This is a genomic window from Kitasatospora sp. NPDC001261 (assembly GCF_042896795.1).
GTDB lineage: Bacteria > Actinomycetota > Actinomycetes > Streptomycetales > Streptomycetaceae > Kitasatospora.
Genome location: NZ_JBIAXP010000012.1, coordinates 148,433 through 160,333 on the forward strand (window position 1 = coordinate 148,433; position 11,901 = coordinate 160,333).

General features: G+C 71.6%; 11 protein-coding genes. 7 read left to right on the top strand and 4 right to left on the bottom strand.

The genetic code is table 11. From position 1 onward, the window contains the following. Positions 1–74: 74 nt before the first annotated feature. Positions 75–380, top strand: coding sequence for a hypothetical protein (locus tag ACFY4B_RS17885; protein WP_375875778.1), 306 nt, complete (start codon positions 75–77; stop codon positions 378–380). 7 nt (positions 381–387) lie between these two features. Here ACFY4B_RS17885 and ACFY4B_RS17890 read toward each other — a convergent pair whose 3' ends face one another. Together ACFY4B_RS17890 and ACFY4B_RS17895 are read right to left on the bottom strand one after the other, a co-directional pair. Next, positions 388–1,113 (bottom strand): BTAD domain-containing putative transcriptional regulator, encoded by a 726-nt coding sequence (locus ACFY4B_RS17890; protein WP_375875779.1) that lies wholly within the window; start codon positions 1,111–1,113, stop codon positions 388–390. 204 nt (positions 1,114–1,317) lie between these two features. Continuing rightward, positions 1,318–2,496, bottom strand: a complete 1,179-nt coding sequence (locus tag ACFY4B_RS17895; RefSeq protein WP_387968659.1) for an IS701 family transposase — start codon at positions 2,494–2,496, stop codon at positions 1,318–1,320. Positions 2,497–2,772: 276 nt separating this feature from the next. Between ACFY4B_RS17895 and ACFY4B_RS17900 the strand changes: the two genes are divergently transcribed. Continuing rightward, on the top strand, positions 2,773–3,342 hold the full coding sequence (locus ACFY4B_RS17900) for a TetR family transcriptional regulator (protein ID WP_375875781.1): 570 nt from the start codon (positions 2,773–2,775) through the stop codon (positions 3,340–3,342). Positions 3,343–3,373: 31 nt separating this feature from the next. Here ACFY4B_RS17900 and ACFY4B_RS17905 read toward each other — a convergent pair whose 3' ends face one another. Both ACFY4B_RS17905 and ACFY4B_RS17910 read right to left on the bottom strand, forming a co-directional pair. Next, on the bottom strand, positions 3,374–4,357 hold the full coding sequence (locus ACFY4B_RS17905) for an NAD-dependent epimerase/dehydratase family protein (protein ID WP_387968661.1): 984 nt from the start codon (positions 4,355–4,357) through the stop codon (positions 3,374–3,376). Continuing rightward, positions 4,342–4,971: a ScbR family autoregulator-binding transcription factor gene (locus tag ACFY4B_RS17910; RefSeq protein ID WP_375875783.1), complete on the bottom strand. Its 630-nt coding sequence runs from the start codon at positions 4,969–4,971 to the stop codon at positions 4,342–4,344. Before ACFY4B_RS17910 ends, ACFY4B_RS17905 begins: the two co-directional genes overlap by 16 nt. Positions 4,972–5,077: 106 nt before the next feature. Here ACFY4B_RS17910 and ACFY4B_RS17915 point away from each other — a divergent pair, with 106 nt between their 5' ends. From ACFY4B_RS17915 to ACFY4B_RS17935, 5 genes are all read left to right on the top strand, one after another. Beyond that, entirely contained in the window at positions 5,078–6,025 is a 948-nt protein-coding gene (locus tag ACFY4B_RS17915; RefSeq protein WP_387968663.1) for a ScbA/BarX family gamma-butyrolactone biosynthesis protein, read from the top strand. 313 nt (positions 6,026–6,338) lie between these two features. Beyond that, a complete protein-coding gene (locus ACFY4B_RS17920) occupies positions 6,339–8,105 on the top strand; it encodes a hypothetical protein (protein WP_387968664.1) in 1,767 nt (588 codons plus the stop codon). A gap of 552 nt (positions 8,106–8,657) precedes the next feature. Continuing rightward, positions 8,658–9,761, top strand: coding sequence for a bifunctional DNA primase/polymerase (locus tag ACFY4B_RS17925; protein WP_387968666.1), 1,104 nt, complete (start codon positions 8,658–8,660; stop codon positions 9,759–9,761). Next, positions 9,758–11,392: a phage/plasmid primase, P4 family gene (locus ACFY4B_RS17930; protein WP_387968668.1), complete on the top strand. Its 1,635-nt coding sequence runs from the start codon at positions 9,758–9,760 to the stop codon at positions 11,390–11,392. The genes ACFY4B_RS17925 and ACFY4B_RS17930 overlap by 4 nt, the downstream gene beginning before the upstream one ends. Next, the gene (locus ACFY4B_RS17935; RefSeq protein WP_331768794.1) at positions 11,389–11,793 is read left to right on the top strand and encodes a DUF6009 family protein; all 405 of its coding nucleotides are present in this window, start codon (positions 11,389–11,391) and stop codon (positions 11,791–11,793) included. Before ACFY4B_RS17930 ends, ACFY4B_RS17935 begins: the two co-directional genes overlap by 4 nt. Positions 11,794–11,901 lie beyond the last annotated feature (108 nt).

Genomic DNA, 11,901 nt, shown 5'->3' on the forward strand with positions numbered 1-11,901 from the left:
GACTGCCCGCGGTGACCGCGACCGGCAGAGTTGTGGACGTACCGACCAACCAGCCGAGAACGGGAAACAGGCCGATGATGACGACCGCTCAGACGTCGCGTGGTGATCTCAACGACAAGTTCGGCGACCTGATCGACGACCGCGTCGCGGAGGCGGTCGACGCGCTGCTCGACGACAGCCTCGACGCGGCGGTCGCCGGGCGGCTCGGCCGGTACCGCCGCCGGTCCTGGCTGCTGATGGTCGTGCTGGTCGCGATCGTGTCCGGGCTGTCCGTGGCACTGGTGGACAGCCCCGGCCCGCTGGCGGCGATGTGGGTGGCGGCCGCGGTCATCTGCGCCTGCCAGGCGCACGTCTGCCGGCCGTACGGTTCGTGGCGGTAGGCGGTCATCAGGCCGCGTCGCCGAGTTCGGGGCGGCCCATCAGGATCCCCTGGTAGACCTCGCGCAGTTGGATGCCCGGGTCCACGCCGAGTTCCTCGGCCAGGAGCCGGCGTCCCTGGTGGTAGAGGGCGATGGCTTCCGACTGGCGGCCGCAGCGGTGCAGGACGAGCATCAGCTGCGCCCTCACCCGTTCTCGGAACGGGTACTTGGCCACCAGCCGGAACAGGTCGGGCACCACGTCCTCGTAGAGTCCCAGGGCCAGGTTCGCCTCGATCTGCCCCTCCATGCTCACCACCCTCGCCTCCGTCAGCGCGGCGGCCTCCTCGCTGAGCAGGTACTCGGTGGTGTCGGTGAGCACCGGTCCGCTCTGCAGGTCGAGGGCATCGGTGAAGTACCGCGAGGCCAGCCGGTACCGGCGGTTGGCAAGGGCGGACCGCCCCTGTGCGGAGAGCTGGGTGAACTGCTTCCAGTCGAACATCGCCGCGCCGATGGACATCGCGTAACCCTGGCCCTGGCGGGCGATGTTGGCGTGTCCGGCGAAGGCCTTCCGCAACCGCGAAATGTACGTGTAGATCTGCGCGTCGCTGGTTCTCGGCGGCCGGTCGCGCCACAGCACGTAGCTCAGTCTGTCATCGCTGACGACCTGCTCCCCCGCCAGCAACAGCGCGCTGAGCACCGTCTTGGGCTTGGTCCCTCCGAGATGGACCTCCTGCCCGCCGACGCGGACGCCCACTGGTCCCAGGATGCGGAATTCCACTGCCGTTGACACGCAACGTCCCCCATGCCGTAGCGACGGGTCTCGTGGACCCGTGATCCTGACCGGGCGATCGTGCGCCCGACCCTCAAATCATAAAGAACATTCGCTATGTTTTCAGAGCCCGGAGGCGCACATCCCGCGACTTCGGGAAGTCACCGGGCCCCGGCCGCACCCGCCGGCTCACCCTGCCGCTGCCAGCGCCTGCGCGGCGACGCCCCGGCCGAGCCGCTGGTAGGCGTAGGAGGCGGACACCATCGTCATGTGGTGGTGCCAGCCCGGGAACGAGCGCCCCTCGAAGTCGGTCAGCCCGAAGTCGGCCTCCAGCCGGGCCGTCGTGCGCTGCGCCACCGCGTGATGGAGCGTCAGGTCGCAGAGGTTCTCCGGCCGGGCGTGGGTCAGGTTGGTCAGCCACAGCCGTGCCGGGCCGCGCGAGCCGGGGGTGCGGACGCTGAAGAGCCGGTACTGCCGCGGGATCCCCGGTGCGTCGGCCAGTCCGACGGTGCCGCCCAGGACGGTCACCACGCGGGCCTGCCCGGCCGGGGAGACCACGGCGCTGCGCCCCGCCGCGTCCGCCCACCCGCCGGACGGCAGGGAGCGGACCTCCGCCACGGCGGGCTGCGCCGCGCCCGCGCGCTGCGACTGGACGCCACTGCGGCCGCCGACCGTGACCCGCAGGCCGGCCGGGACCGCGACCACGAAGTCCCGCTTGCGCAGCCCGAGTCCGTGCACCAGCGCCTCGGCCCCGCCCTCGCCGCTGAAGTCGGCCACCACCGGCACGGGAGCGACCCCGGCTGCCGCCACCGCGTCGACCAGTTCGAGCGCCTGCCGCGCCGCCGAGCAGCGGCCCACGTCGTCGGGGATCCTCGTGCGCTCCCTGCGCTCGGCGTCCTCGGTCCACGAGGACGGCAGCAGCAGTCTCCAGTCGACCGAAACGGCCTCGTCGAGCGTTGCCAGGAAGGCCCCGAGGCCGACCTGGCAGGTGACCGAGCGGCCGCTGGCGGGCACGAAGCGGCGGTGCACTCCGCAGGAGTGCTCGCCCCGCTTGCGGAGCACGGCGGTGTCGATCACCAGCGCCCGGGCGGCAAGGCCCTGCCCCGTCCACCTGGCCAGTTCCGCACGGACCGGGGCCCATTCCCAGGGGCTGCCGTTGATGAACTGGTGCAGCGACTGGAGCACCCTGGGCGCGTCCTCGGCCCCGGCCGCGAGGCGCCGCACCGACTTGCGCCCCGGGGTCTCGAGCATGCCGCGCAGGTAGACGTGCGCCCAGCGGCGCTGGTCCACGCGCGGCAGCGCGTCGAAGATCCTCTCGGCGAACCCCAGGACCGAGACACCGGAGCCCGGCAGTGCGGTTGTGAGCATGACATGACCTCCCCGTGCTCGCACTAGACTGGCGCGCACGGCAAAATAATAGCGAACACCCTCTTTTTTTTGTTGGGGGTACCTTGTCGTACTGACGCATCGTCGGGTGGAGCGCGCCTCCGCGGGCAGCAGCGGTCGGCCGAACCGGCCGGGTTTCCATCGAACCCGGCGCATCTTCGGCAACTCGCGCTTGCCGGGAGGCTCGTGCGCTGCGCAGTCTTGCTACTGGCTAACGGTCTTGGGCTCGGAGAGAGCATGGTGAAGCAGGAGAGGGCGATGCGTACCCGCAACGTCCTTGTACGGGCGGCGGCGTCGCGGTTCGCCCACAACGGTTACGAGGGCACGTCCCTGGTGCAGATCAAGCAGGCGGCCGACCTGTCGATGGGAGCGCTGACGTTCCACTTCAAGACCAAGGGCGAACTGGCCGACGCGGTGGCGGAGAGAGGCAGGTTCGCGGTGCAGGGCACTCTGGAGCGGGTGACAGCGCTGCCGGCCCCGCCGCTGGACCTGCTCACCAACCTGACGGTCGAACTGTCCCGCCTCCTGGAGAAGGACGTCTTCGTCCAGGCGACGGCGCGGCTGGGACGCGAGCGGTCGGACTCGCCCAACTGGTCGACGTTCTGGCTTCCCGAGATCAAGCGGCTGGCCGAACTGGCGCACGAGAACGTGGAGTTGCTCCCTCCCGCGGCGCCCGACGACGTCACGGCCCTGGCCCGGATGCTCGTCGCGGGCGCCGAGACCCTGATCCGGGACGACGGGCCCGACGCGTCCCCCGAGGCCGTCACCGCCGAGCTGACGCGGGTGTGGCGCCTCGTCCGGCCGCGGATCTCCGACCCCGGCCGGTGAGCCGTCCTCCCGGGTACCCGGGAGGACGGGATCAGCCAGACCGGAGCGCCGCCAGGTGCGAGCGGTACCACCGCGCCGCCTCCCCGATCCGGACCAGGGGGCCCGGGCCCGGCCGGCATCCGGCCGTGGTCCACACCTCCTCGGACCGGTACCAGTGATCGCTTGCCAGCAGCGCGAACTGACGCTCGCTCACGCGCCCGGGTACCTCCTCCAGGCGCCGCACGCACTCGGCCCAGCCGAGGTCCCGCTCGACCCCCGGCAGGACCCCGTGTCCGGCCAGCACCGCCATCAGGTCCCGGTTGCGCACCGGCACCGGATGACTGGCGTGGAACACCTCGCCGGCCCCTGGGGCGGGCCGGGCGGCGAGGTCCGTGACCAGCCGGGCGAGGTCGGTCACGCCGACCATCGACAGCAGGCCCCGCCCGCCGTCCCAGCGCGCGGGCACCCGCTCGACGAGCTCGGCCAGCGCGGCCACCACCCAGCGGTCCCCCGGGCCCACGATCAGTCCCGGCCGCAGCACCGTCGCCCCGGCCGCCAACGCGGGCCGCTCGGCGGCGAGTCGGGTCCGGCTGGCCGCCGAGACCGGAGCGGGATCGAGTTCACCGATCGCGGCGCCCCGGTGCGGCCCCGGCCCGTAGACCGCCGCCGTGGAGAGGTGCACGATCCGCCCCACACCGGCCCGTACGGCCTCGGCCATCAGCGCCTCGGTCCCGGCGACGTTGACCGCGGCGCACTCGGACTCGTCCGGGCTCAGCGACGCGGCCAGGTGCAGCAGCACGTCCGCCCCCTCGCAGGCCCCGCGCAGCGAGGCCGGGTCCGCCAGGTCCGCGGCGAACCACTCGCCGTCGGCCTCGGCCGCAGGGCGCCTGCCGACCGTCCGGACGACCGTCCGTGACGCGGCGGCATCCGACCGGTCCCCCGCGCGCCGGCCCCGGAGTTCGCGCAGCACCGCCGAACCGACGAAGCCGGTGGCACCGGTCAGCACGACGCGACGCGCCTTCACGCCTTGGCCCACTCGGCCTCCTCCACCCGGGCCCGAAGGCGCGCATGCGCCTCCGGGGTGGCGACCGCCGGCAGCAGGTAGCGCCACAGCGCGGCCACGCGGTGGGCGAGGTCCTCCCGCCCGGTCGCGATCTGCGAGAAGAGCTGGGTGCCGCTGTAGGAGCCCACGACCACCTGGGCGAACTCCTTCTCGTCCACGTCGGGCAGCAGCTCGCCGCGGCCTCGCGCCACCAGCAGCTGCTCGTGGAACTGGTCCACCCACTGCTCGTACGGGGTCGCGTCCTGCAGGCCGATCTCCCCCTGCTCGACGGCGAGCCGGACACCGGCCCGGAACACGACGTTGCGCCGCAGCTCCCGGGCGACGTGGAAGGTGATGTCGATGATCCGCTGCAGCCCCTCCTCCCCCGCCGGGATCTCCACGTGGTCCTGCTGGCTGTTCATCACGGCTAGGGCGAGGCCCTGCTTCGACTTGAAGTGGAAGTACATCCCGCCCTGGGTCACGCCGGCGCGATCCATGATCTTGCTGATGCTCGCACCGCTGAAGCCGCACTCGTCGAACACCTCCGCCGCCGAACGCAGGATCACCTCCCGCGTCCTCAGCGCCCGTTCCTGCTTGGGTTCCGCCATCAGTCCTCCCGCCCTCGGTCGACAAACATAACGAACACCCTTTATTTTACATCCGGCCCCGGTCATTGCCGTCCGGAGGCCTTGGTTTGCTTAGGGGGAGGCAATCATGCTGCTCGAACAGGTGCGTCCGGTCACGGCCACAGGTCCCGTCCTCACGACCACGGTGGCCCGCGAGTACGTCCACCGTGCCGCGTTCTCCGAGGTGTTCCTCAGCGGCTGGCGCAGCACCGGCCAGGACACCTTCGTCGTCACCGCCCAGTGGCCGCGCAGCCACAGCTTCTACCTCTCGGAGCACGGACTGCACGATCCGCTGATGCTCTGCGAGACGGTCCGGCAGACCCTGCTGCTCCTGACGCACACCGCCTACGGCGTCCCCTTCGGACACCAGATGAGCTGGTCGCACTTCTCCTACGAGCTCAGCCCCGGCGCCCCGGCCATGTCCATCACGAACGCCCCCGCCGAGATCGAACTCCACGTGACGGCCTCGGAGATCAGCTACCGCCGCTCGGTCCCGGTGGCCATGACCATGGACTTCCAGGTCCTTCGCGACGGCGTCCCGCTGGCCACGGCCAGCACCCGTTTCGGCACCCACGCGCCCGCGCTCTACCAGCGGTTGCGCACCGGCCGCGGTGACGTCGAGCGCATGTTCGCCGACGCGCCCGCCCCCACCACGCCCGTCACCCCGAGCACCGTCGGCCGCGACCGGGCCCGGGACGTCGTGCTCACCCCCACCGACCAGTCCGGCAGGTGGCAGCTCAGGGTCGACACCGCGCACCCCGTGCTGTTCGACCACCCCGTCGACCACGTCCCCGGCATGGTCCTGCTGGAGGCCGCACGCCAGGCCCTCCACTCGCTGGAGCCGGGCAGGAGCGGAACCGTCCCCGTCTCGATGGACGCCGTGTTCCACCGCTACGTCGAGTTCGACAGCCCCTGCTGGATCAAGACCACCTCCAACGCCCCGCATTCCGGCGAAGGGCGCTGTGTGACCGTCACGGCCTGGCAGAACGAGCGTCTCGCGTTCTTCGCCAAGGTCGCGACCGCCCCGCTCACCTGACAGTCCGCAGAAACGGGACGGCGGCGGCCCCCGCCACGGGTGGCCGCCGCCCCGACGACCGCGTTTCAGGCGCTGCCAGGCACCTGGAACGCGGTCCAGAGATCAAACCGCCCACCGAGCGCCAACTCAGTGGGCCGAGCCCGTCCGGGCGCCAACCCGGACAACAACGAGGTTCTGCCGAACCGAAGCCGATGAAGGCTTCTGCCTCCCGACACGGAGACATCCACATGACACGAACACAGGGACCGTGCCGCCCGACTGGAGTGATCCAACTCCCGTACGGGCCGGACATGCCACATGTACAGGCAATATAATGAAGCAAAATCCACGCGATTTCCAGCCGTCGCACGATATCGCCGCCTGGAACGGGCTGCCCCCGCGACAGCGCCGGCAACGGGTCAAAGTCCCCATCCGCATCGTGGAGTCCCCGTTCTACGCGGACGCGGCGCTCAGCGTCTACGTCAAGATCAAGGCACTCGCCCAGCGCCCCGAAGGCTGCACCGCCGGCGCCCGCACCCTCGCGTCCTACCTCGGGCTGTCGAAGTCCACCGTCGAACGCGGCATCTCCCAGCTCCGTTCCAGCGCGCCCGACGGCGTGATCGAACTGCCGGAGAACACCCGCCGCTCCATGCCCGGCGGCTGGGGCACCACCTGCCTGCGCCGGGTGCGGCCGATGACGTCCTCGGAGCGCTTCGTCTGGCTGCCCGTCGCCGCCTGCGAGGACCTCACGTCGCGCCAACTGCGCGCGTACGCCGCCATCGCCTACGCCGTGGCCCTGAAGATCGCCCTGACCGAGGCCGAGCTCGCCGGCTACCTGCGCCACCACACGGGCAGCCGCGCGGGCAGCCCGATCACCACGGAAGCCGCCGGGAAGGTGATCGACGGCCTGGAGGCCACCGGCTGGATCACCGTCGAGCGCCGCGCCGGCGCCCAGGGCCGGCACCTCTTCACCCTCGCCACGGTCGAACCGGAACCCCGCCCCGGCGACCCGTTCGACCTCTTCGCCACACCCGTGTCTCCTGTTGTTGGTGACGGATCGGGTCCCCGCGTTGATGACGGATCGCTCGCGTACAGAGAAGACCCTATGACTGACCGACCCGAGGACGAACGTCCGCTTGTCCCACCCGCCGGAGGCGAGATACCGGTAGGTGGGTCGGTGCCCGGCCGCCCGGCCGTGCGCACGGAACCGGTGCCCCCGGGTGAGCCGGTGGCGGCTCGACTGCCGAGCCCGCGTCTCGCGCTCCGCGCGGGGGAGCACCCCGACAGCAACGCCCCCGAACTCACCTACAGCCCCCGCGTCCACGCTGCCCTCGAACCCGTCCGCTGGCTCCTGCCCCGGGCCAACACCTTCACCCAGCGGCTCATCGGCCGCGAGGCCGGCCGCCAGCTGCGTACCGGCACCGACGACGCGAGGCTTCGAGCCCGCCTGACGGCCCGCCTGGCCGCCACGACGCCATCGGACATCCGGGACGTCGGCCGCTGGCTGCTGGGCGTCGCACTGCCCCGCTGGGGGTGCCCTGACCCCGACTGCGAGACCGGAGTGCTGTGGTCCTCCGGTACTGCGTGCCGGACGTGCCGGGAAGTCATCACCGACCGCCGGGCCGCGTCCCGCCCACCGGTGGTGCCCTCAGCACCCGCCGACACCGCCCCCACCGGGCCTGACCGCCTCCCGAGGCTCGGCCAGTGCTGTCCCGGCTGTGAACGCCCCCGCCCGGTGGGAACGTCAGGTCTGTGCGGCGGTTGCCGGCATACCCCGAAGGCCACCACCCCCACGGCAGTCCCGGCCGAACGCTGCACCGGCGACGGCAGCGCACGCTGCGACCGGCCCGCGGCGAACGACGGCCTGTGCTGGCGGTGCAGGGTCCGGAGGACGTCTCGGGCCGGTACCGACTCGTTCCCCTCGACTGAGGCAGGGCAGCCGGAACCGGATCCTGCGGCAAGTCGGTACCAGAGTCGCTTCGGTCGCTCGGTCGCTGCCCACGGGGCTTCACCGGTTCCGGTGCCGGCGGCTCGGCAACCCGCGGCAGCAGAACTCCTGGGTAGTCCGCCGGCTCCCCTTCGTCCTCGGCGGAGCTACTGAAGCGACCCAAGCGACCGAACCCGGCACCTTCAGCCGTGCCTGACACGCGCGACACGCCGCCGTTCTGTCCGGAGAGGCTCAGTCGCTTTCAGTCGCTGAGCTTCAGTCGCTGGACAAAACCCCAGGTCAGAACCCATATACTCACCCGATCAGCGACTGAAGCGACTCAGGCTCGGGTATATAAAGACATTCCCGTGTGCGTGTGTGCGTTATAGACCCGGGCTTGAGTCGCTTCAGTCGCTGATGGGCTTGGAAAACGGCTTCTACCTGCGGAAACGTCGAAGCACCGGAACCAGCGACCGAAGCGACTCGGTCGCTGGCCAACGGTTCGGTCGCTCAGTCTTCCCACGGGCTCCGCCGGTTCGGGCTCGTATGTCCTCGCTCGGCTAGTCTGTGTGAGCTATCTTCTGGACTTCGGTCGCTTCAGTCGCTGATCCGGCATCCGCCAGTGCTCTGACCTGGCTTTTTGCCTTCAGTGACTCAGCCGGCGACTCACGTCCGGGCAGCTACCGAGCTACCGATCAGCTACCGAACCAAGGGGAAGGGACCAGCGTGACGGCGCCGAAGGCCGTGGGGAGCGACCGAGCGGAGCGTCAGCCGGAGGCGCTCGCCGTCGCTCGCTGGTGTGCCGCCCAGGGGTGGCCCGTCCATCCGCTGGCTCCCGGACGCAAGACCCCGCCGGCCAACTGTCAGGCCTGCCAGGACTCCCCGCACTCCCCCACCGAATGCATCTGCCCCCGGGTGGGTCGCTGGTGCCACGGCTTCCACGCCGCCACCGTCGACCAGGACGTCATCACGGCCTGGTGGCGAGTCAACCCGGACTTCGGTACGGGCGTCGCCTGCGGCCCTGCGGGCCTGGTCGTCATCGACGTCGACAGCCACCCGGGCCCTGTCCCCTCCCGGGACCGGATCCTGCCAGGCATCCCGATCCACGAGCACGTCAACCTCGACGGCCTGGAGAACGGCTACCACACCCTCGCCCTGCTGGCGGCTCTGCGCGGAGCGCCCGACCCGGCCGGGGACACCGCGACCCTGAGGGTGCGAACCCCCTCCGGGGGCCTGCACATCTGGTACCGCGACCAGGCCCACCACCGGTTCGCCTGCTCCGCAGGCTCCTCCGCCGGCCGGGCCCTCGCCTGGCAGGTCGACGTCCGTGCCCACGGTGGCTACATCGTCGCTCCCGTCACGGCGACCGCCAACGGTGTCTACACCCCGCTGCCCGGTGCCACGGTCCCCGCGCCGCTCCCCAGGTGGCTCGCCGAAGAACTCATCCGCACCGGCCACCTCAAGGACCAGCCCGGTACACACAGCGTCCCCCAGCAGGCCGTCCCCTACCGGGGCCGTCAGGCCGTCGTGGCCGCCGGCGGCGGCAAGCGGGGTGCCGATCGGGTCCTCGACACCGTTCTGCAGGACGTCACCGACTGCGCGGGCACGGCCGAAGGGGTCGGGTTCACCGGCAAGCTCAACCGCGCCGCCTTCACCGCCGGAGGCCTGGTCGCCGCCGGGCACCTCACCCACGCAGCCGCCGAGCGGCTGCTCACCGATGCCGCACACACCGCCCGCCCGTCCCAGGACCGGCACAGCTCCGCCGTCATCCGCTCCGGCCTCGCCGCCGGAGCCCGGCAGCCCCTGCACATCGGGAAGGCGCGCGGATGAGCGACAGCACCCGTAAGAGGACGGTCTTCGACCCCGTGGCCGCAGCGCAGCAGATCCTGGAGTACCCGCCGGTCCCGGGTCCCTCGCAGGCCCCCTGGCACGGCACCGCCGTGCAGGAGAGCCTCTTGGAGGAACCTGCCCCCGTGGCGGCCCAGCAGACGCCTGTTCAGGCCGTCCAGGGCCCCTCGACGGCCTCACCGGTCATTCGGTCCACCCCCGCCCCCGCAGGCCCACAGGCGAGCCCGCAGGGCCTCCTGCCGGACTCCCTGTCGGACCGCGGCAACGCCAAGCTCTTCGTCCACCTCTACGGACGCGACTACCGCCACGTCCCGGGACTCGGCTGGTACCGCTGGGCCGCCCACCGCTGGCAGCTCGACGAGGACGACACCGTCCTGTGGGCCGCCGGCGAGATGGCCGAGAGCATCGCCACCCACGACCCCCGCGGCGTCTACACCAACACCGACCTGCGTCGGCACCGCCGCCGCGCCCTGTCCACCTCGGGTATGAACGCCATGCTCGCCCAGGCCAAGTCCGCCCCGGGGATGGTCCTTAACGCGGCTCTCCTGGACGCCGACGCGTACGCCCTGTGCACCCCGAGCGGCGTGGTCGACCTGCGCACCGGCGCCATCGTGCCGCCCGACCCGAAGGTCCACCACCACTCCCGCTCCACCACCCTCGCCCCGTCCCGGATGCCCACCCCCCGCTGGGACCGCTTCCTCACCGACACCTTCGGCGACGACAAGGAAGGCCGCCAGACCCGCGACTTCCTCCACCTGCTGCTCGGCTACTCCATCAGCGGCGACGTCGGCGCCCAGGTCATGCCCTTCCTCTACGGCCAGGGCAAGAACGGTAAGTCCGTCCTGCTCGACGTCATGATCCAGCTCCTCGGCGACTACGCCGACGCGGCCCCGCCCGGCTTCCTCATGGCCAAGACCTTCGACGGCCACCCCACCGACCTCGCCGAGCTCCACGGCCGCCGGATCATCGTCTGCTCCGAGCTCAAGCCCGGCGACCGCTTCGACGAGGCCCGGGTCAAGCTGCTCACCGGCGGGGACAAGATCAAGGCCCGCCGGATGCGCCAGGACTTCTTCTCCTTCGAGCCCACCCACAAACTCTGGCTGCTCGGCAACCACCGCCCCGAGGTCGGCACCGGCGGCTTCGCCTTCTGGCGGCGCATGCGCCTGATCCCGTTCGAGCGGGTCGTGCCCGAGGAGCGCAAGATCGACAACCTGGCCCACGTCCTCGTCGCCGAGGAGGGGCCCGGGATCCTGGCCTGGCTCATCGAGGGCGCCCGCCGCTACTTCGCCGGGGAGAAGGACCTCGCCGGCCCCCAGGCCGTCCAGACCGCGACCACGGCCTACGCCGAGACCGAGGACCACGTGGGCCGCTTCCTCAAGGAGGCGTGCGTCACAGGCGAGGGCATGCGGGCCGAACAGTCCCAGCTCTTCGGCGCCTACACCCGTTGGTGCGGCTTCGAGGGGGCCAATCCCGTATCCGGGCGTGCCTTCGCCGCACGAGTTCGGGAGACACTGGGTATGACATCTCCCAAGGAGATGGTCCTGTCCAACAGCCGCAAGTACTACCCGGGCATCGGCCTGATCACCGACGACACAGAGGAGCACCACGCGTGAGCGCGCTGATCGACCCGGCCGAGCTCGCCCACGAAACCGACCTCGTCTGGCTGGAGGACACCTCCGACCTCGACTACGTCCGTCAGTCGCTGGACCGCCTCACCACCCGCCGCGGCCGCCCGGCCTACCACCGCGACGGCCGCATGGTCGGCTACGCGATCCTCGGCCCCGACGCCAAGTCCTCGCGCGCCTCCGGCACCTTCCGCCGGCGCGTCTTCTGGCTCCTGCCGCACGACCGTGACCAGGACCCCGAAGGCCTCTACACCACCGGCGCCCCCTCCGAGGCAGTGGACCCGCGCACCGTCGCCCCGGGCGTCAAGGGCTACAAGACCGAGCGCTCCGAGGGCGGCCCGGCCTCCCCCGCCATGCTCGAACTGGGGATAACGCTTCCGAAGGCCTGACAGCCCGGGGGATGCGGTTCATGGGAGAGGGGGGGGGGGGGGGCGCGCCCCCCCCCGCCCCCCCCACCCCCCGGGGCCCCCCCCGCCCCCCCCCCCCCCCCCCCGGCC